Source organism: Mesorhizobium sp. USDA 3734 (assembly GCF_056279665.1).
On record NZ_JBWCCW010000001.1, the window covers coordinates 5,201,553 to 5,222,642 of the forward strand.

The window sequence follows — 21,090 nt, forward strand, 5'->3', positions numbered from 1 at the left end:
AGGGAGTGTGATTGCAAGCGTCATGGGGCTTTGAACATTCCATCATTGTGGACATGGAAAATACCCTGCTGGCTCGGATGCCAACTCTTCAGTCTGGTCACCGGCCAGTTCCTGGATATCCGCGTAGGGCGCACGGGTCATGGTGACTGCCGTCTCGGCTGCACCCGCGTGCTGACTCCTTCGAGCAACGCTCAACGCTGCTGCACACCGGCGATGAAAAGCCAGATCCAACAATGCGTCTTCCGAAAACCGAAAGAGGTGAACAGATATGTTCAAGATCGGCGCTTTGACGCCCGCGTTATCAATTCAAGGTGCATCGGGATCGGCAACCGCTCGGGCGCTGGCCAACGGTTCGAACGGTGCACATCCACCGCTAGCGCCGAGCGATTTGGAGCGGGCACTGACGATCAACGATCGCTATCGCGGGCTCACCGTGAATGTCCCCGAGGGGCCGTTCTGGCTGACTGGAGCCAACGCGTTCGTATACCGCCGGACTACCCATGGCGAGCAGCAGTTCATGCGGGTCGATGCTGACACGGGTTTGAAACGGACCGCCTTCGATCAGGCGCGTCTGGCGGCGGCGCTAAATAAGGCGAGCCATAAGAGCTATCAGGCCGGCGATCTTCCCTTCCACCATTTCAAACTGACCGACGATGGTCGCAGGCTCGATTTCCTGATCGAGCAGGTCCGGTGGAGCTGCGACCTTGCAAGCTATGCCTGCACCAGCACTACATTGGATGTGGACGCCCCGCACCTTCAGCAGCTCAGCCACTACTACACGCCACCGGCGCAGAACAACCCCGACCAGAGGAGCGTGTCACCCGACGGCAAATGGATCGCCTATATCAAGAACTACAATGTTTTCCTGCGCAGCAATGACGCATTGCAGGAAGTTGCGCTGAGCCGGGATGGATCCGGAGGCAATTACTACGTCTTTTGGACACTGAGCTGGTCGCCGGACTCGCGCCACCTCGCGGCTTACCGTGTTCGCCCCGGCTTCAAGCGGGAGCTCCACTACCTCGATTCGTCGACGGACCAGTTGCAGCGCGAATATTCGACAATCGTCTATCCCAAGCCGGGCGATGTCCTTCCGCTGCCCCAGCCGGTCCTGTTCGACATTGCCGGCCGCCGCCAGATCGTGATCGACAATGCCCTGTTTTCGAATCCCTTCGAACTTTCCTCTCTCCAATGGTGGGAGGACGGCCGCGGCTTCACCTTCGAATATAACCAGCGCGGGCATCAGCTCTATCGTCTGGTCGAGGTAGATGCCGCCACGGGCCGCGCGCGCTCGCTGATCGATGAGACCAGTAAGACCTTCGTTGATTACCAGCCGCTGGTGATGAACCAGGAAGGTACCGGGAAAACCTTTCGTTACGATGTCGATGACGGGAAGGAGATCATCTGGGCGTCCGAGCGCGACGGGTACGAGCATTTGTATCTTTTCAACGGCCGGACGGGCGCACTCGAGAACCAGATCACCCGAGGTGAGTGGGTGGTCCGGGGGGTCAACTATATCGATCCGGTCAAGCGCCAGATCTGGTTCGAGGCGAGCGGGGTGAACCCGGAGGAGGACCCCTATTTCGTCCATGCCTACCGCATCGGCTTCGACGGCAAGGGGCTGACTGCACTCACACCCGAACCGGCCAACCACCATATCGAGTTCTCGCCCGACGGCCGCTATTATGTCGATCTCTGGTCGCGCATCGATCTGCCGCCGCGCATGGTGCTCTACCGGGCCAGCGACAATGCCAAACTCATGCAGGTCGAGACCGCCGACATGTCCGAGCTTGTCGCCGCCGGCTGGCGGCCGCCGCTCAGCTTCCATGTCAAGGGGCGCGACGGCAATACTGATATCTGGGGCGTGATCCACCTGCCCGCCAATTTCGACCCGACGAAGAAATACCCTGTTGTGGAGGATATCTATCCCGGGCCAGATTTCTCCTTCGTCCCAAAATCCTTCTCGACGGAGATAGAGCCGCTCACGCAGCTAGGTTTCGTCGTCGTGCAGATCGATGGCATGGGTACCAACAACCGCTCGCGCGCTTTCCATGATGTTGCCTGGAAAAATCTGAAGGACGCAGGCTTTCCCGATCGCATCCTGTGGCACAAGGCGGCGGCCGCGAGGTATCCGTGGTACGATATCTCCAATGTCGGCATTTTCGGCACGTCCGCCGGCGGCCAAAGCGCGGTGAGCGCGCTGCTCTTCAATCCCGATTTATACAAGGTCGCGGTCGCCAACAGCGGCTGCTACGACAACCGGATAGACAAGATATGGTGGAACGAACAGTGGATGGGGTGGCCAGTCGGCATTGAATATTCGCAATCCTCCGCCGTCGACAATGCTCACAGGCTGCAGGGCAAGCTGATGATCGTGGTCGGCGAATTGGACCACAATGTCGATCCGTCCTCCTCGTTCCAGCTTGCCGATCGGCTCATCAAGGCAGGAAAAGATTTCGACATGGTCTATGTGCCTGGTGCCGATCACGGCGTGCCAGGCATCTATACTGAGCGCAAACTCCTGGACTTCTTCGTTCGCAACATTCTCGGTCAGACCCCACCCGACTGGAACGGCACGTGAATCGAGAAGGATGGCTCAGCCATTGTTAATGGATGAGGTGCCCGATTTCCGACTAACGTCCCCGAGACGTCATGTTTGACGCCGCTTTGACTGTCCACGGGGATCTTTGTGGCTGCCGCTGCACCCAGTGACCGAGTCCGACTGAATGCCGAAGAAAGGCGGCCCCGTTTCACGAGCTCGCCCGAAGGCGCATGCATCGTTAGAGCCGGCCGAAGTTCCCGCATCCGCCGAAGTTAATTTTTTATGCGATGCCCGCGCGGCGGTTTTATGAGCTCGCAGGGGTCAACGCTGAATGCCTTCGCGAGTCGCCCAAGCACGCTGACGCTTGCGGAGACGCGGGCACGCTCGATCGAGCCCACATAGCGCATGCTAAGGTCCGCACGTGCAGCCAACTCTTCCTGCGTCAGATCCTGTTCATGGCGCAAGCGACGCATGTTGATCGCCATGACCTCTTTGAGATCCACGGGCGAGATAGGCGCTGAAAAGGAAACATCCTCTAGGAATGATCGTTCCTATTCATTATGGTTAGCCCGTTAGTGAACTGGCTCGCCGGGCCCCCATCGGCCGGCCATCGCCATCTGCTCGAAATCAAACAGTAAAAGCGCGCATGAAGCCAAAAATTATGGACGAAGTCCCGTGGTCAGACAGCATCACGAGCTACGACAGGCAGCATTCCACCATTTACCTGCGGATCCTCGACGCCTGCGCCGACAACGCCAGCGTAGAGGAAATGGCCGAACTCATTCTCGGCATCGACCCCGTCCTCGAACCGGTCCGCGCCCGCAAGGCTGTTCGTAGCCATATCGACCGCGCGAACTGGATGGTCACGACCGGCTACAAGGAACTGTTCGCCGGTTGACGCAAAGCGGAATTGTCAAGCCGAGGAAGTCCCGGTCCCCGCCATTCGTCAGCGCGCGCCCGCTAGACACGGAGCGGCGGATTCGATCTCGCACGTGATCGCAACGAACGTTCGGAGTTGAAGCGCCTTTCGCCGATCAGCGCCTCAGCGATGCCGCGATGCAAAGGCGACGACAAGCGCCGTCGAGCGCACGAAGGACGAATGTCAATCGGGCGTCGCGTTTGTCGGGCAGAACAAGCGGGCGAACGTTTGTCTAGCCTGGCCAGACCACTCGAGCGCTCTCTTCGAAAGCATCGCCGGCCAGATCGCTTCCGTACACAAGCAGACGGAATGCAGGATGTCCGCTCCCGAGACGGCGAGTGAAGCGTATGCTCGGCGTTGGGACGAAGAAGATGCTGGCTTTGTCGGGCATCGATAGGAGCGAAGCGAGACATGGCAATGCGCCAGGTCGAACGGTGCTCGGCAATGAGCAGGCCCTGTTCTGCAACGACCGGCAGTACATATTGGCAGCTGTGCGGACACCAGAACACGGCCGCACTGCGCCTGTAAAAGTCGGCGAAAACAAAACACAGCGTGAGAGATCGCCGGCCGACGCAATTACGTGGAGAAAAGGGTCCGCGAGAGAGTATTGGCCTGCTGTAACGCAGCGCGCAGATCATGCTGGAATGCCGGATCGCAATGCAAGAACATCCAGGCCCGATCAGACAGCGTCGAAGGAGCGTTGCTGTCATATGAAGACCGAGTCGGCATCTGGCGCGACAGATATGGGCATGACCGTGCCCCCCGCCCGGCGGACGTCGAAAGATCATGCCACCCGGGAAGCATCGGCGCCCACAGCGCGGGACCGCTAAGGAGCATCGCCGGTGAAACTTCGAAGTTGCAGTCGAGGCGAAGCTTTACGCGAGTGAAGCCTGCGCAGTCGTCCAAGAATGAAGCTGTCAGTGACCCGAAAAGCCCGAAGCGGCAAGACATGCAATCGCCTGCCTGGTGGTTGTCACGCCCAGCTTACTGCGGGCCTTGCCCAAATGAAACTCAGCCGTGCGCCGTGTGATCCCTAGGATGCAACCTATCTCCCATGCCGACTTGCCACGTGCTGCCCCTTGTAGGCACTCGTATTCGCGCGACGTCAGCGACACACCGTTCACCACTCGGTCGCCAGACAGTTTTCGTCGAACGAACATGTAAAAACAGGTTGCGACATATGGGAGACCCTCTTCATGGTGTTGCGCCAAGCGGAAACATGCCGGATCGGGGTCGTCAGCGGCAAAGGCAATCGCCGCAAAACTGTTTCGTCGGTCGATGATCGGGATCGTCACGCCGCAGCAAATGCCAAACTGGGCCGCTTCCTCGAAAACGTGAACCCCCGAAACCTCACCGCCCTTTAAACCTGGCCCCCATCGGAACGGGCATCCGCCCAAGCGGGCGCGAACGATGACCGGATCTACGGTCTGGTACTGGTGCTCAAGATAGCGCGCTGTCCAGGGCGCCGGATAGTTCGAGATCAGTGTGGGATTGATATTAGACCGTGGTGGCAGCGAGACGTACGCGAAGGCGAGTAGGCCGAGTTCTGAGGCCACCTCGGCCACGGCGCCGCGGAAACCGGCCTCATCGACACTTACTGATAACTTTTCCAGGAATGTCTCAAAGACAATTCGCATGTCCTTCGCCATGCCTCTATGACCTCAACTTGTCTGTCGATGTTGCTGTCACCCGGACATGCAGGCTCCAATTGTCAACCTACTGGCCGACGGTGGCTTACGGGAACTTGTCAGGAGTTCGCCGCGTTTCCTTCGTGGCGAGGTGCGGCATTGGCGGGCAGGTGGACACCGCCTCTAACTCGCTAGGTCATGCGGAGCGGCGGCAACCTTCGTACTGGAGATGGGGAAATTTGATGTATCATAGGGATATAAGTCATTCTCCTTCTAGGATCTTTGGTCATGGTACGCGCTGCAGCCACTCCATCCAGCGATTTGAGAAACATAGCCCTGCCGGTGGGGAGGTGTGCACCGGCAGGGCGCGCCGCGCTTAGGGTCGCGGCCGCGTGGCGGCCAGACAGCGGCGGCAGGCTGGGCGTTGCAAACGAATTGCCTCTGGGATCGCAAAGAGTATGGTCTGTTACATCGTTGGGCACATCACCTCCCAGGAGCGCGGTCAAAGGGCTGATACATCCTTCAACATGTCCGCATCTTACCGGGCCGCGGTCCGACCAAACCCCGATCGCGCTCTACGCTAACGCCTGTGGAATTTAACCACTGCCGGCCGCAGTCCTATCGAACATCGCCGACTTCCGCGAAGATCAAATCGCGCCCTCTGCTTTCAGAGCGCGATAGGTCGTATCAACTGATTTCGCGGTATAGCCCGGCCGATGACACCATTCTCAAACAGAGCAGCGGCGGCGGCACGCCGACCTGAAGTCCGGATTCAAACGGTACCCGCCCTTTAGGATCCCGCATCAGTTCCATGGCGGACAGAACACCGACGCCGCGAACCTCGCCAACAATGGGATGTTCCTCCAGTTCGGCTTTCATGCGGGCATGCCAGTACGGTCCGACATCCCGAACATGTTCCAAGATATTCCTTTCCTTTATCAATTTAATATTGGCAAGCGCGGCTGCCGCGCAAAGCGTGTGACCGAATATGTCCAGCCGTGGCCGAGTGGGCCGTGCTTCTCGGTTCCTTGTTCCAAGACCGACCAGACGCGGTCGCCGATAATTGACCCGGAGATGGGCAGGTAGGCTGAACTCACGCCCTTGGCAATGGTCACAAAACCCGGACGCATCCCATACACGTGAGAGCCGAATTTCTCACCGGTTCGCGCGAAGCCGCAGACCACTTCATCGGCGATCAGAAGGACATCGTACTTGTCGAGCACCGCTTGAATCGCCGTCCAGTATCCTTTTGGGGGCGGAACGATGCCGCCTTTCCCAAGCACCGGCTCTCCGATAAAGGCAGCAACCGTTTCTGGGCCTTCGGCGAGGATCAATGCCTCAAGTTCATCGGCACAGCGCTTGGAGAATGCTTGCTCGCTTTCGCCATGACGCGCTTGGGCAAGTTGTCGTAGCGCCGGCGCTATAAGCTCAGTCATCGGGAGGTCTCCTGGGGGAATTTTCCGCCATTGGAGTCCAAGTTTCACGCTATGACAGCCTGTATAGTTATACAGGTGAAGCCGACTGGTCAGTGGCCCGCAAAACGAAGCGGCGAGGCGCGCAGATCGTTTCTTTGGTGGTGCTCACGCCGAGCGTTCTTTGCGGACGGTATGGAGATGGAGCGCGGCCAGGCTCTGCTTGCCCCTGCTGCAGCCGATTTCCCAGGCAGACTTGCGCCCGCACCGCCCCTGTTGCGGACATGCCCACTGCGCGGCGTCAGCGAAACACCGTCGACTAATGGCCGCATTGCCGAGATACTGCACCGAGCCAAGCGCCCGGTCTCCTGAACCGTCGTACCTTGCATTGACGACGCGTTGCCTGCAGCCCAAGTTGCGATAAGGACCAGTCCGATGTCTTCCGTCGAACGCAGCTTGCTGCGCGTTCGATAGGCTTCGAAAATGCAACAGGGGACGGTGCAGGCCAAGATTGAGGCAGGGCTTGGACAACCATCAGGTCGCCCAAGCGGGCGCCCCATACCTCCTCGGATCTCCGCTTTTCTCCAGTAGGCGGTGTGGAGACCCACAGGCGCAGCCGGCTTGGTCGCTCAAGGCATCCATCGCCTCATGGTGGCTGCCATTGACTCCGTGTGCGTGAAGCGTTCCGGAGCGAGCTTCACCGCTTGAGTTCTGCACGGTGCCGCTTATCGCGCCGGAGGTCGATCCGGTGATTACGGGGTTCGCTCGTTGTCGGATTCTCGACGATGTCCAACATGTGACACGACGCTGTGAGAGCGATCGCATTATTTCGAAACGGTTTTGCCAGTTGGCACGACGGTTGCAGTCCTATGCGCAAAAGCACTGCGACGCGCGACCGACTGGGAAGAACTCATCCATGATCACGTTTTTCGAACATGCGGGGGCCGCCTCAAATATTGAGCGTTCCCGAGCAGACGGATGCCATTGCGCTTTCATTCCTCTGGACGTCCGGACATGACCGAATTCGATTTCCGTCCAACGCTGAATGCTCCCGATGATGACCCCCATCTTTGGCTTGAAGATATTGAGGGAGAACGGGCACTTGCGTGGACCGCCAGCCAGTCGGCGAAGACCCTGAAGCAGTTCGGTGGAGCGCAGTTCGAGCGCGACCGGGCGGCACTGACAGCGATTTTCAACCGTCCCGACAGGATTCCCCTGATCACGCGCCGCGGCCAGCATCTCTACAATTTCTGGCAAAATGCCGGAAATCCGCGCGGACTGTGGCGCCGGACCACCCTTGCCGCCTATATGAAGGCGAATCCCCAGTGGGAGCTGCTGCTCGATCTGGACGCCCTCGCGGCTAGCGACGGAGAAGACTGGGTCTGGGGCAGCGCGGCGATCGAGCCGGAGACGCGCGAAAGAGCCGTTCTGCGCCTGTCGCGCGGCGGCAGCGATGCGGTCGTGCATCGCGAATTCGACCTCGTGTCTCTGAGCTTTGTGGGCGACGGTTTCAATCTTCCCGAGGCCAAGGGCGGCATTGAATGGCTCGACCCTGACACGCTTCTGCTTTCCAGTGCGCTTGGTGATGGCATGACCACCCGCTCCGGCTACGCGCGCACCGTTCGGTTGTGGAAGCGTGGCGCGGATCCGCTCACTGCACGGGTAATTTTTGAGACCGGTTTCGAGTCCAACGGCGTGTCTGGCCAACTGGACCGCACAGCCGAGAGCGAGCGCCTTTGGTTCATCGAGACGCCGGCCTTCTTCGAGAAGATCGGCCGAATCGGCGACAGGAGCGGGCCGATGATGCAGATCGACCTTCCTCACGACGCCCGGTGGAATGGATTCGGCGACTGGCTGGCGGTAAGGCCGCGCAAGCCTTGGACGGTGGGAGGGACGACCCATGCGGCGGACGCGCTGATCGGCATCTCCCTCTCCTCCTTTATCGGCGGCGAGCGCGATTTTGCCACCCTCTTTGAACCAGGCGACAGGCACTCCCTGCAGTCGTTCTTCTGGAATGACGGGAAGCTCATCATCTCCTATCTCGTCAACCTTGTTCCGCGTTTCGAGATGTTCACCCCCGGCCACCAGGAATGGACGCGCCGAGCGCTGGATACCGTGCCCGCCGAAGGGACTGTTCACCTCTGCTCACTCGATGCGGAACATCACGAGACCAATGGAGAGGTGCTCATTTCGGCTCAGGACCCGATCACGCCGCCGCAGCTTCTCCTATTCGACGTCAATGCCGCGGCGTCTCTCGGCGCACCAGTGATCATGAAGCGCGAACCGGAGAGTTTCGACGCATCCGGGCTAATGGTCACGCGCCACGAGGCAGTCTCGACCGATGGTGAGATGATCCCCTATACGCAGGTCGGCCCGGCTAACGTGAGCGGGGATGCCCCGGTTCACCTCACCGCCTACGGCGGGTTCGGCATATCGCTCCTGCCCCACTACAACTCTTTCCGCGGCAAGCTGTGGCTCGAACGCGGCGGCACGTGTGTGCTGGCGAACATTCGCGGCGGCGGCGAGTTCGGCACGCTTTGGCACGAGGCCGGGCGCAGGGAGGGCAAGCGTCTCGCCCATGACGATTTCGCCGCGGTTGCCGCCGACCTCGTGCAAAGGGGCATTACGGTGCCGAGGCGGATTGCCGCCGAGGGCGGCTGCAATGGCGGCCTGCTGATCGCCAATATGCTAACGCGCTATCCTGAGCGTTTCGGCGGGCTGTTCTGCAGAATTCCGCTTGTCGACATGCGCCGCTACACTAGGCTTTTGGCGGGCGCGATCTGGATCGACGAATATGGCGATCCCGACAAGGCTGACGATTGGGCTTTCCTGAAGGAAATCTCTGCTTATCACGCGGCGACGCCGGGACAGCCCTATCCGCCGGTCCTGCTCGCCACCACAATGCGGGACGACCTCGTCAATCCGGGCCACGCGCGTAAGATGGCCGCAAAGCTGCAGGCGCTTGGCTATCCCGCTTACTTCTACGAGCCGAGCGCGGGCGGGCACAGCTACGGCAAGGACAATCGCGAGCGGGCCGCATTCATTGCCTTGGGCAACAATTTCCTTCGCAGTGCCATCGGTTGGCAAGACGATGGCGTTCAATGACGACCGGGAGCCCGACGGCGAGAACGGCGCAAATAATGCGTACACAGCTTACGCGAAATGCGAGCCAGAGCTCTGTCGATCTCACTTAATACGGCAGGACTATTCACAATGCAGTCTGTCATTTCTGAAGCAAGGAGAAATATCACGGCAACAAAGCGAATGAACGTGGCGCGCGGAGTAACAGCGGCCGTCGTCCTGATGCTGGTGGGACAGCAGGCCGTGGCGGCCGAGCTTGCGCAAGCCGCGAGCGTCCCGCACGCGGGAGCCTCGGTCACGGAATGCCCAGCCCTTGGCAGATCCGCCTGCGTGCGTTGGAAGTCACCACTGAGGATTCGGGTCACGTCAATGCAGTGCCCGGCTCCGGTCTTCCCTATTCGGACAGGGTGACGCCGGAACTCGATATCTCGTATTTCTTCACGGACAACATCGCCGCCGAGCTCGTACTGTAGAAGTCCTCGCCCGCTGTCATGAAGGAGGCGAGCAGATGCGCCCGCTCGGGCGAGGACCTGCGACCATTCTTGCGCAGGGCCTTCAGCAAAACGGAAACCGAAACGATTCCGATGCCTCGACCGCCGCAAAGACGGAATTGAGGACATGCGATGTACCTCATAATCGTGAACCGCCGGTTACAACAAATTTAAAGACTCTTCACCACCGCAAATCGCTGACAAGTGGTACGTTTCTCTCGGCAATCTAGTCGGATTTACCGCCAAGTCTGAGGTTAGTCAAAAGAAGATGACGTCTGTTTATCCCGTTACGCCGCACAGCTCACTCGCGGTTCTATTGCCACCGAGGTCCCTGGCATCACCGACAGATAACGCGGGATAATCAAAATGCACCATACAACTCCAGCACACCCGAAGCGAGGGCCATTCCATGACTAGGCAGTTCGTGTTCTCTCTTCCGAATCCGTCGAGGCACCTTTTCGGGGGGACCCGTCCAAGGTTGATCGCTCGGCCGCCTATGCGGCGCGGTACGTCGCAAAAAACGTTGTTTGCAGCGGCCTGGCGGAGGTCTGCGAGGTTCAGCTTGCCTACGCGATCGGTGTGGCCGCGCCGGTGTCTATCCTGGTCAATACCTTCGGAACAGCAAAGATCGACGAAAAAAGGATCGAGCGCGCTGTTCTTGAGCTTTTCGATCTCCGACCAAAAGGCATCATCAAAATGCTTGATCTCTTACGCCCGATATACCTCAAGACCGCGACATACGGACACTTCGGCCGCGAAGAGCCTGAGTTCACCTGGGAAAGGACGGACAGAGCTGACGACCTGCGGCGCGAGGCAGGACCGGCAGCTGCGTGATGCGCGGATGTTGGGTCAGCGGCATACGGCAGCTCATTCCACGCTCGTCAAAAAGACCCGCCCGCGCCCGGCGTGGCAGAAAGCCGGTGGTTTTTTGGCGGAGACATGAATTGATGCCGGACTATGACGTGCTTTGTATCGGTAATGCCATTGTCGACATCATCGCCCAGTGCGACGAGGCATTCCTGGAGACGAACGGCATCATCAAGGGCGCGATGAACCTGATCGACACGAGGCGCGCCGAGCTGCTCTACAGCCGCATGGGCCCGGCCATCGAAGCCTCGGGCGGCAGCGCCGGCAACACGGCGGCGGGCGTCGCCAGCTTCGGCGGGCGCGCCGCCTTCTTCGGCAAGGTCTCGAACGACACGCTCGGCGAAATCTACGCCCATGACATGCATGCCCAGGGCGTGGCCTTCGACACCAGGCCGCTCAAACAGATAGCCCTCGAAATAGGTGACGGCGGCGCCCGACGCCTTGTCCGCCTCGACATCCTCCGGACCGAGCTGGGACCCGCCGCGCGCCAAGGAAGCGTTCCGGCAGACGGCGAAGCTCGCCCACGCAGCCGGGCGCGAAGTGTCGATGACATTGTCGGATTCGTTCTGCGTCGACCGCTACCGCGAGGAGTTTCTGGAGCTGATGCGCTCGGGTACTGTCGATATCGTCTTTGCCAATAGCCACGAGATCAAGTCGCTGTACCAGACCGCCTCCTTCGACGAGGCGCTGGCGCAGATCCGCAAGGATTGCAAGATCGCCGCCGTCACCCGCTCCGAAAAGGGCTCGGTCATCGTCCACGGCGACGAGACCGTCACCATCGAGGCGACCAGGATCCGCGAGCTGGTCGACACGACAGGCGCCGGCGACCTCTATGCCGCCGGCTTCCTCTACGGCTACACGCAAGGGCGAAGCCTGAAGCAGTGCGGCGATCTCGGCTCGCTGGCGGCCGGGCTGGTCATCCAGCAGATCGGCCCAAGGCCAAGGCAGAATCTGTGCAGAGAGGCCGAACAGGCGGGCTGCGTCAGGCGGACTGTTCAAGGGCTAGCTCCCCACCTCCCCCTTTTGCAGGCTGTCCAGGGGAGCGCGGGTAAATCGAATGTCGCATGCGCCTTACCGTGAGACGAGGGCCACAACCAGCGCACGCCAGCAGGATCACAGATTGGTCAAACTGCTATACCTTGAACATCGCACCTGCTCCAAAATCCTTGAGCCGCTCGACGCACGTCACCGGTAATTAAATTATGCAGCAGATCCTACAGATAATTTCACAGAATCTTTGCAACCGCAAATCGCTGACAATGGTACGTTCACCACAACGTTTGAGACATCCTTTAGTCCGCTCCCCGACGCAGGTTGGCCTTAGACCTCCTTCTTCTTACTAGAGGGTGGCCGACTCTAGCTTACGTTCTGGCGCGGCCTAAAGAGGTCGTGACGCTCAGGAGCCGTAGACTCGATATCATTGTTATTGCCTGTTCAGGCTCACCGGACGGTTGTTGAATTGCCAAGGAGGATTAGAGAGGCGTGTCTTCACTTCTAGTGCAGCAAAACTCGGTGCCAGCAACAATGAGCGCGGTCCAATTACTGTCGGCTCGCCGGCTGATCGTTAAAATTGGCTCCGCACTGATTGCCGATGCGCAGATCGGAGAGATACGCGGTCCTTGGCTGGAAGCGCTGGTAGAAGATATCGTCCGATTTTTCAAACGCGGACAACAGGTGATCATCGTCACCTCTGGTGCTGTTGCGGTTGGATCATGTCACTTCAATCACTTGGATAGGCCTCTGCGAATTGAGGAGAAGCAAACGGCCGCCGCGATTGGTCAGGTTCGACTGATGCTTGCCTATGAACAGAATTTGAAACGCCATGGGTTTGGCCTGGGGCAGGTGTTATTGACGGGTGAAGATATAGACAACCAGCATCGCCGCCTCAATGCACAGTTGACCCTTGAACAACTTTTCAAGGTCGGCGCTGTACCCGTTATCAACGAGAACGACACGACCGCAACGGCCGAGATCTCTCTTGGCGACAATGATCGGCTGGCGGCACGGGTTGCAGAGACTGTAAACGCCGACGTTCTTATTCTGCTTTCCGATGTGGACGGCCTCTTCACGGCAGATCCACACGACAACCCGTTGGCGCGGCTGGTGAAAGAGGTGCGATGCATTACTCCCGAGATAGAGGCCATGGCCGCTCATTCCCCCGCTCGCCATAGTTCGGGTGGCATGGTGACCAAATTGATGGCAGCAAGGATAGCCATGGACGCGGGGCTGCGAAGTGGTCATCGCCAAAGGAAACAAACCTTACCCGCTCGCCGCGATCGAGAATGGTGGGCCATCAACATGGTTCATTCAGTCCGCCAAAGGCAGGGCTGGTGCGAGACCTATGCCAGCGCGCCCTAGATGAAGGGTCGTGCGCGGTTATTTGGACCGCGACCGTCAGCAGCCTACAGGCTGCCGGACGGCCGAGACCGTCTGAGGCTGCCGAAGGAAACCGGGCTCACCGCCGCAAAGGCGCGGACGCCCGCTATAACTGGAGGCTGGACAGAATCTCACACGGATTACCGTCAAGCGCCGCAGTGACGTCGAGAAACTCAATGACATCGAGACGCCGCTCTCCACCTATTTGGCCACGAAGGATTGCGGACAGCCAAGCTTCTCAGCCACCTGCTCCTGGGTCAGGCCGTTGGCCTTCGTAACGAAATTAGCCTGGCCAGAAGCCGCTGGTGGCGCGGCGATCGAAGAGATTCGGACATGCAGGTGAACCGGTCAGTTGAAGACCGGCTCACCGACTAATCCCGATTTCGGTCCCATTTTGGGAACAGGCTGCTTTAGCTCCAGCACAGCACAGGCGAGATTCGCAGCAGCAGCAGCAGTTCGACGAGTCCCCTGGTCGGAAAGCCTTAGGGCTTACGACAAAGAGCATTTCACGACCTATATGCAGCTGCTCAATGCTTCGGCCGACGACGCCCCTTTAGAGGAAATGCGGCATGGGATCCTCGGCATTGATCCGGCACACGAACCGGAGCGCGCCCGTAAGGCTCTTCGCAGTCATCTCGACCGTGCAAACTGGGGTCACGACCGGCTACAAGGACTTGTTCGCTAGCTGACCAATAAAGCTGTGCCTTCCGTTAGGCTGTCCGGCAAGGAAGTCCCTGTATCCGCCAACCATGAGCGCATGGCCGCGCCGAACGGCGCGCCGGATGCGGTCACGCAGATGATCGCGAGGATCTGCCCCAGTCGGCCTGGACCCCGCAGTTCGCCATCAGCCCTTCAGCGATTTCCGGCCGCAGCGAACCGTCGAGCGCCTGCAGGACGAAGGCGGCGACCGCGCGTCCGAGGGAAACAGGGTCTGTTGGCAATTGTCGCGTGCGCGGTCAGATAGTTGAAACATTCGAGGACCCATAGGCGGTGTTTGAACTGCCGAGCGGGCCAGATCGCGTCGATATGGAGGCGGACGAGCAGCAAACACCAGCGTCAGATATGACAAGCTGGAAATGCCGATCGGCATGCCGCAACAGAACATGTTGGGTTGGCCGATAGTGTTCTGAAGGTTCTGCAAAAAGCTCTGAAGAGAGGCCGGCGCTGGCTCTGAAGCGAGTGGCGGCCACGGCACGCTGGTGACGTTGCGATCACCGATTCCCGTGGAAGGGAAGTGCATGACCAATCGAGAAGTTAAGCTGAGTGGGTCAGAGTAGAAAGCGTTGTTACTGTCGGACGAGACAGCGAAAGCAGCTGGTGCTTAATGCAACCTGCTGCCTGTCCGGTCAAACCGGGGCCACTCCAGGTTTGCCGCCCAATTCGCCAGTGCCGCCGCGATTTTAAGCGGTATCGAAATGATTCAGATGCGATGAGACGAAAACGACAGGTGATGCTCCTGTCGAGCAATTCGCATTCTCGGTGCCTGACCAGCAACCCGCAAATCGTCGTTGCGGCCTAACCCAGCCGTTGCAACAGGTCCTTCACATAAATTTACACGATCTTTGCGACCGCAAATCGCTGAGACTGGTACGTTCAATGCGAGGTCTGAATTTAGCGAAGGCTGATGCCGCTTTGGACTCGGACAACCAGGAAGCACGCAACATCGGAGTCAAGAGCCATGGCAAGAAGAGCACTCATCATCATCATGATTGAAGGCCCAAGGGGTAGCATGTTCTACGCTCAAGCGGCCCAGCGTCTTGGCCTTCATCCAATTGTCCTGTCGGCTGATTCATCCCGGTACGACCACCTTGCAGGGGAAGAGGGTGGGGCCATCCAGGTCGAGACAGACAATCTCGATGCGCTGATCCGCGAATGTTCCCGGTTACGTGCGACCTATGATATTGTTGGCATCACGTCTGCCAGCGAGAGGGCCTATGAGACAGTTGGCACCCTCTGCCGGTATTTCGATCTGGCGGGACCGAACCCCCCATTGATTGGGCAACGCTGCGACAAATTCACTCAACGTCAGGTCCTCGCAGAGGCCGGCGTTCCGGTACCTGCTTATCGGCTGGCAGCGAATTCGATGGACATAGAAAGCGCTGCCGCAGAAATCGGCCTGCCGGTAGTAGTCAAGCCATGCGTAGGCAGCGGCAGCGTCGGTGTCCGATTGTGCCGCAGGCTCGATGAATTGACCGAACATACGACCTATCTGTTGGGCGAGAAGCAAATGTGGCGGTCTTCGCCGAGGATACTGATCGAAGAATTCGTACATGGTCCCCAGTACATGGCTGAGATAATGGGAAATGAGCTCATTGGGATTGGCACCATGGACTTCGGCCCCCCCCCGCATTTCGTTTATCGTGAGTGGACCCTTCCGGCCCCGCTGACTGATGACGAGCATGAGCGCATTGCCAATGTTTCGCTGAGCTGTTTGCGAGCTCTCAACCTTGGCTGGGGGCCAACGGACATTGAACTCCGGTGGACCGAGCGTGGCCCAGTCGTCATTGAAGTCAATCCCCGACTTGCGGGTGGGCCCGTTCCTCAACTGGTTCGCCTGGCTTACGGAGTCGATCTCGTTACCGAGCACATCAAGCTTGTGATCGGCGAGGAATTGGATCTGCGCAGACGGCAGTCGCAGACTGCGACTGCACGATTCCTGGTTCCTGATTGCGATGGCACCCTCGATTGGATCAGTGGCGACAGTCGCGCGGCTGCTATCTCAGGTATCGCCGAGGTCAAATTCTATGTTGAACCCAAGATGCCGATCGTCAGGAAAGGCGATTTCCGAGACTGTCTCGGACATGTCATCGCCGCTTCACCCAGCCTTGCTCGGACCGAGGCGATACTTCAGGATGCCGTCGACTCAATCGATTGGTCGATCACACCATTTCCGCCCGTTGGCGAATAGGAACAATCTGCCACCTTAGCCCCCGCACAAGCGCAGGTGGCGCCAGCTAAGAGATGATCGTCGCCGAATATCGGTGAATAGAGCATGGGAGAGATGCGTCTTGGTCCAAGGAGCAGAATTGGGACGGGTGGAAGCATCGGTACATAGCGGATCAGGCGGCGAGAGTGGCGAATCGTTCGACAGACGGATTGAAGGCATACCTTTTCCTGTCGTTTGCCTACGTGGATCATCTCGATGCGATGCAAGTGGCGCTGTTCTACGAGTTCAGCACCGCGACGTTCGCACGACCTCAGCGCCGGCCGCGGTCAACCGCTCGCCACCGGTGGCTCGTTTGAACAGCGAAGTCCGTGACGCCCTTCCAGCAGCCACCAACGCGATACAGTTCCGCATGCAGCCGTGCTTGAGTTCGGTGTACTCCAGAATGGCGCGACGTATTCCTTCGCCAGAATTCCCGCTTTCCTTGATGCCAGCGAATGGCGTCAGCTCCTACGGTTTGTCCCCGTGTTGATGCCCACCATGCGAACTCCAAAACGCGGACACGGGGTGATGAGCGGTATCGGAACGGGCTACCTACTCTCCCGGTACCAACGCAGCGACATGCAGGAGAGCCCGGCGTCAATCTTCTCGATTTCGGCAGTCTTCAGAAGCACGACCTTGTAGCCCGCCTTGTCGAGCATCTCGATCGTGCGCGGGTAGCCCGCGCTAGCCATGACAATGTCGTTGACGCGAAGGACGTTCGCCGCGGGCTCTTCGTCTTTCGGGACGATAATCTTGTCAAAATCCTTAAACACGGCAGCGTTCGCGAGTGCAGCGGTCGCAATCACGGTCTCATCGTCAAGCAGCGAAGAGGCTGTCTTGAAATGCAGAACCCCGTTCGGAGTCTCAGCAATCTGGGCCTTTCCGCCGAGTTGCTCGATGCATGCGACAAGCCCGTCAGCGCCGGCCTGGTCGGTGCGCGCGGAGAGGCCGATCAGGATGCCCTTGGGCGTGTTCATCACATCCCCCCCGTCGGCCTGCCCCGGGGGAGGCAGTTCGAGCACGGTCTCGAACATCTCGCGCAGGATCGGTGCGATCTCCGCGATCTCATCAATCCGGGTTGGCGTTCCAGGACGGAGCAGGATTGCGCCTTCGCTGAAAACGAGCGCCGGGTCTTCAACAAAGATGGAGTCCGGAAATGCCTCAAGGGGCGGAAGAACGGTCACCTCGACACCTGCATTCCGCATGGCGGCAACATATGCGTCATGCTCGGTCTTGACGCCTTCGTAGGTCGGGCCGCCCCGATCGTCGGCACGTACGCCGTTGAGCACAGAGGTGGAGGGTTCGCGAACAATTGCGGAGTTGAACCGATAGACTGATCTTGGCTGCGACATTTCCATGTCCTTTTGCTCCCGTGCTTTTCTCTATCCGGCTTGCTCGGCCGTGACGATATCTATGCAGTTTGCGGAAAACGCCGCGCCAAGTGAATCCCGGCAAGCATGCGCTTCATCGATCCCCCGCGAGTTCAATTGTCGAAACATCGAACGACAATAGTTTCGCGGCTGCTCGATTGCCAATATCTGCTCCGGCTGCAGGGCTGCATGCGCTCGCGCTGACAGCGCGACGATACGACCGTACCTGACCTCCAGTTCGATGGCGTTGCCGCCAAAAACTTTCGATCTGCTCGATCGAAAGCTCGATGACCAGACGACCGGCTTCCTCGAGCCTCGCAACGATTTCCTGCCGCCGTCCGGAGTCAGGGATCGACTGATCCCCTAACAATGCGAAATCAGGTACCGATGCACATCAGGACGTTGGTGTGGTAGAGTGGTTTGCCGCTGCGATCAACAGCATCAAAGATCATTTGCTCGAAATTGAGGTGCGTGCAGAACCGTTGGAGTGCAACCTCGTTCTCCCTGTTGGAACGTACCACGTATGCATCGATGTGATCGAGCACCATCGCACCGGTTCCTTCGAGCAAGACCCTGTGTTTCTCAAGACCGGTAATCGATGACGTCCTGACCCCGGTACTCGCACGGCGGTCGGGTCTTCGATTTTTCCGAGTACATCGGGTAGATCGCGACATGTCCGCCCGAGTGGGTGGAAAACCAGTCATTCGGCATCACTGAGGCGGGTGTTGCGGCCGACTGCTCCTCGTAGAGGTGGACAGTAATCCGGCATCAGCGAGGCCCTGTGCCATACGCGTGACTTCTTGATATGCCACAGCGACCAGATCATCGGGATTGCGCCTTTCGTCGCGCGGCTGAACGCATTGTCTGCCGCATTGACCGGGTTCGGTGTGAAGTGACGAGCGCGGATCATCACGACCGCCCTCGGCGCCTGCACGGATACTCTGCTCGTCCCAATGCGCGGCTCCGCTGCATCACTGGAGCTGGCTTGGCGGTGCGCAGGATCATGCCGTATAAGTCGCGGGGTTCGTCCGGATCGGGGAGAAGATCGAGTTCTTCGTAGAGGCCAGTCTTCTCCAGGCAGTCGGGGACATAGTGCAGGGCCCGAAAAGTCCTCAATGGCGAAGCCGACGGAATCGAACAGCGTGATCTGGGCGCTCATCCGAGCGGTCTGCTGCCTTACCGGCGATGACCTGCCAGAGTTCGATAACCGGGTGGTCAGAGTCGAATTGTTGGATCTAGCCCTCGATCCGAGTCTGGGGCGGGTATTCCAGGAAGATATCAGACCGTAGCAGGATATCGCGGTGCAACTCCGTCTGGCCAGGACAATCGCCCCGATTGCGTTGATGTGGATACCGGGCCCGGCCATGTTGCTGGTGAGGATCATGGCGTATTGCTTGTCGGCCGCCGCAATTTCGGCCCCTCGACCCCATCTTATGAGGAGGCGCAGGCGGCGATTCCAGGCCCATGCCGGCGAGGCTCTTCACGCAGCGGCGCGTGGCCGATGGATCGATGTCGCAGAGGCGAGTCGATCGATACCAGGGATTGCCTTGAATGCTCCGACTGCGCCCCATTGCCGATCATGGCCACAGTACGCGCGTAGGCGCTCCTTTTTTTGGTCGGTTCGACAGCGCCGAAGGATGCCACACCCTCGCCGCTCGCCCCATAGCATCTACAGCACTATCAACGGCGCGCTCGCGCGCGGCTCAAAACCGCGGAGCTACACCTGTATGGGGCGATGATTGTCAAGCTTGCTCCTGGTTCGTTTCCTCATCTCCTCGTTCGGGCCGATTGGCGACCATCTCCTCGTGCCGACCTGGCTTCGAACTGGCCGCCGCGCGCAGTGACGGTCAAGGGTGGGCCGCAGGCTCCCATCGCGAAGCGACTTGTCCTTGACGGTCACGAGCACGCGGCAGGCTTTGCCGGGTCGGGTGAGCCGTTTCCAGTGGGGGCCAAATGCCGACGACAGATTTCCGAGGCGAGCTCGCCGAGCCAGGCGCGAAGGTCGCGCGGCAGACTTGTATGCGGTAGATCGCAGTGGGATCTGACCATGATGCAGCATGCGCATCGGTGGCGAAGCTCCGGGGCGGCGGGGCCCATTCTACGCCGGCGGTCCGAAGGACCATGTGTAGCTTCGGGTGGCCGCCACCTCGGATCGTCATCGGCAGACCCTGCTGCGGGCCCGCCAATTGGGGTGTGCCTTGTTCTCCCTCTTCCCACGTGCCTCCATCACGCCGCACGCACGATGACGCCCTGCGGCACCTCGCCCGCGGTGACGAAACGCCAAAGCGCAATCAGCAGCTTGCGTGCCAGCGCCACGATCATCGTCTTGCGCGTGGTTTTGCGGCCGTCGCTCGTGCGCGCCTGGAACCATTGGGCCAGGTCGCTGTCCTTCTGGAACAGGAGAAAGCGCCACGCCAACTGGATCATGCCGCGCCGCACGCGGGCATTGCCGGCGCGCGCCAGCCCTTTCTCGCGGCGGCGTTGGCCGCTCTCGTCTGGCGACCCTGTCAGCCCGGCATAGCGCGCCACGGCGCGGCGGTCGCGCAACGGGCGCGACAGGATCTCGTGAACCAGCATGTCGGCGGTCTCGACGCCGATGCCGATGATCCGCGCCAGCAGGCGAACCATCGCGTGACCGTTCGCCGCAGCCGGAGCCGCCGCCAGCCGGCGCAGGCGCTCCTGTTCGATGGCGCGGATCTGCGCGCGCACGAGGTTGAGGCGCTCAAGGAAGCGGTAGAGCTCGGCGCGGGTGTTGTCCGGCAGCGGCGTTCCCTCCGCCGTTCGGATGCTCTCCAGCCTGTCCGCCGCCTGGCGCAGGCTCAGCCGGAAGCTGCGGACCCCGAAGCGGGCGAGGATCGCCTTGACGCGGTTGATGAGCCGCGTCTGCTCGCCGACCAGAGTCCCCCGCTCGCGGTTCGGCCGCCGCGCGTCCTCCTCTTCGAGTGTCGGGATCGCAGCCATGGAGCAATGACGTTTCTCGCCGCGCAGCCAGCCGAGAAAAGCACGCATCAAAAGCTCGGTGTCGAGACGATCGGTCTTGGCGCGGCGGTGCTCGCGCGACACTGGAACGCTCGAGGGATGGATGGCATAGGCATCGATGCCGTGCGCCCGCAGCCAGCGCGCCAGCCAGAAGCCGTCGCCGGCCGCCTCATAGGCGACGGCGATCCGCTTGATCGTATGCCCGGCCCGGCCGGCTTCGTCGCGCCAGCGCTGCAGCAGCTTCAACAGTGCTGGGGCGTCGGCATCGATCTTCTTCAGCGGCTGGCGTTTGAGACCCGGAACAAGCGCGGCGACGAGCCACTTCGCCTTGCTCATTTCGATGACGGCGATGATCGTGTTATCCTGTTCGAGAGCGGTAAGGGACCGGCTCGTGTCAAAAGATTGCGACATGGGGCGCCTCCTTCTGATGGTGGTTTTGACAGCGCCGAAGGATGCCACACCCTCGCCGCTCGCCCCATAGCATCTACCTAATTGGACACGA

At 59.8% G+C, this 21,090-nt stretch carries 13 protein-coding genes and 5 pseudogenes; 9 read left to right on the plus strand and 9 right to left on the minus strand.

Annotated features, from left to right (window positions below):
• The first annotated feature begins 268 nt into the window (after positions 1-268).
• Positions 269-2,578, plus strand: a complete 2,310-nt coding sequence (locus ACZ89F_RS24930) for a S9 family peptidase (protein ID WP_476094665.1) — start codon at positions 269-271, stop codon at positions 2,576-2,578.
• Between the two features lie 233 nt (positions 2,579-2,811).
• Here the strand turns inward: ACZ89F_RS24930 and ACZ89F_RS24935 are convergent, their stop codons facing one another.
• Entirely contained in the window at positions 2,812-3,042 is a 231-nt protein-coding gene (locus ACZ89F_RS24935; RefSeq protein ID WP_476094666.1) for a helix-turn-helix domain-containing protein, read from the minus strand.
• A gap of 143 nt (positions 3,043-3,185) precedes the next feature.
• Between ACZ89F_RS24935 and ACZ89F_RS24940 the strand changes: the two genes are divergently transcribed.
• Entirely contained in the window at positions 3,186-3,437 is a 252-nt protein-coding gene (locus ACZ89F_RS24940; RefSeq protein WP_476094668.1) for a DNA -binding domain-containing protein, read from the plus strand.
• 938 nt (positions 3,438-4,375) lie between these two features.
• Here the strand turns inward: ACZ89F_RS24940 and ACZ89F_RS24945 are convergent.
• The 3 genes from ACZ89F_RS24945 to ACZ89F_RS24955 all read right to left on the minus strand — a co-directional run bounded on the left by ACZ89F_RS24945 (position 4,376) and on the right by ACZ89F_RS24955 (position 6,522).
• Entirely contained in the window at positions 4,376-5,095 is a 720-nt protein-coding gene (locus ACZ89F_RS24945) for a helix-turn-helix transcriptional regulator (RefSeq protein WP_476097367.1), read from the minus strand.
• A gap of 678 nt (positions 5,096-5,773) precedes the next feature.
• Positions 5,774-5,965 (minus strand): hypothetical protein, encoded by a 192-nt coding sequence (locus tag ACZ89F_RS24950; protein ID WP_476094670.1) that lies wholly within the window; start codon positions 5,963-5,965, stop codon positions 5,774-5,776.
• Between the two features lie 59 nt (positions 5,966-6,024).
• A complete protein-coding gene (locus ACZ89F_RS24955) occupies positions 6,025-6,522 on the minus strand; it encodes an aminotransferase class III-fold pyridoxal phosphate-dependent enzyme (RefSeq protein WP_476094671.1) in 498 nt (165 codons plus the stop codon).
• 990 nt (positions 6,523-7,512) lie between these two features.
• Here ACZ89F_RS24955 and ACZ89F_RS24960 point away from each other — a divergent pair.
• From ACZ89F_RS24960 to ACZ89F_RS24985, 6 genes and pseudogenes are all read left to right on the plus strand, one after another.
• Positions 7,513-9,603: a prolyl oligopeptidase family serine peptidase gene (locus ACZ89F_RS24960; protein ID WP_476094673.1), complete on the plus strand. Its 2,091-nt coding sequence runs from the start codon at positions 7,513-7,515 to the stop codon at positions 9,601-9,603.
• Positions 9,604-9,881: 278 nt separating this feature from the next.
• The gene (locus ACZ89F_RS24965) at positions 9,882-10,052 is read left to right on the plus strand and encodes a hypothetical protein (RefSeq protein ID WP_476094675.1); all 171 of its coding nucleotides are present in this window, start codon (positions 9,882-9,884) and stop codon (positions 10,050-10,052) included.
• A gap of 483 nt (positions 10,053-10,535) precedes the next feature.
• Positions 10,536-10,904 (plus strand): annotated as a pseudogene (locus tag ACZ89F_RS24970) (methionine adenosyltransferase domain-containing protein); the annotation flags it as partial.
• A gap of 113 nt (positions 10,905-11,017) precedes the next feature.
• Positions 11,018-12,017: pseudogene (locus tag ACZ89F_RS24975) on the plus strand (adenosine kinase).
• A gap of 444 nt (positions 12,018-12,461) precedes the next feature.
• Positions 12,462-13,295: a glutamate 5-kinase gene (gene proB / locus ACZ89F_RS24980; protein WP_476094677.1), complete on the plus strand. Its 834-nt coding sequence runs from the start codon at positions 12,462-12,464 to the stop codon at positions 13,293-13,295.
• 412 nt (positions 13,296-13,707) lie between these two features.
• A pseudogene (locus tag ACZ89F_RS24985) lies at positions 13,708-14,002 on the plus strand (hypothetical protein).
• Here ACZ89F_RS24985 and ACZ89F_RS24990 read toward each other — a convergent pair.
• Complete coding sequence (locus ACZ89F_RS24990) at positions 13,978-14,109, minus strand: hypothetical protein (RefSeq protein WP_476097368.1); 132 nt, start codon at positions 14,107-14,109, stop codon at positions 13,978-13,980. The pseudogene ACZ89F_RS24985 and the gene ACZ89F_RS24990 sit on opposite strands and share 25 nt — an antisense overlap.
• Positions 14,110-14,991: 882 nt before the next feature.
• On the opposite strand from ACZ89F_RS24990, the gene ACZ89F_RS24995 reads away from it, so the two are divergent.
• Entirely contained in the window at positions 14,992-16,221 is a 1,230-nt protein-coding gene (locus tag ACZ89F_RS24995; protein ID WP_476094679.1) for an ATP-grasp domain-containing protein, read from the plus strand.
• Between the two features lie 566 nt (positions 16,222-16,787).
• Here the strand turns inward: ACZ89F_RS24995 and ACZ89F_RS25000 are convergent.
• From ACZ89F_RS25000 to ACZ89F_RS25015, 4 genes and pseudogenes are all read right to left on the minus strand, one after another.
• On the minus strand, positions 16,788-17,591 hold the full coding sequence (locus tag ACZ89F_RS25000; RefSeq protein WP_476097369.1) for a dimethylarginine dimethylaminohydrolase family protein: 804 nt from the start codon (positions 17,589-17,591) through the stop codon (positions 16,788-16,790).
• A 59-nt stretch (positions 17,592-17,650) separates the two neighbouring features.
• Positions 17,651-18,519, minus strand: a pseudogene (locus tag ACZ89F_RS25005) (arginine deiminase-related protein).
• A pseudogene (locus tag ACZ89F_RS25010) lies at positions 18,519-19,205 on the minus strand (Rossmann-fold NAD(P)-binding domain-containing protein); the annotation flags it as partial. The pseudogenes ACZ89F_RS25010 and ACZ89F_RS25005, both read right to left, overlap by 1 nt.
• A gap of 630 nt (positions 19,206-19,835) precedes the next feature.
• Entirely contained in the window at positions 19,836-20,999 is a 1,164-nt protein-coding gene (locus ACZ89F_RS25015; RefSeq protein ID WP_476094680.1) for an IS110 family RNA-guided transposase, read from the minus strand.
• Between the last annotated feature and the right edge of the window lie 91 nt (positions 21,000-21,090).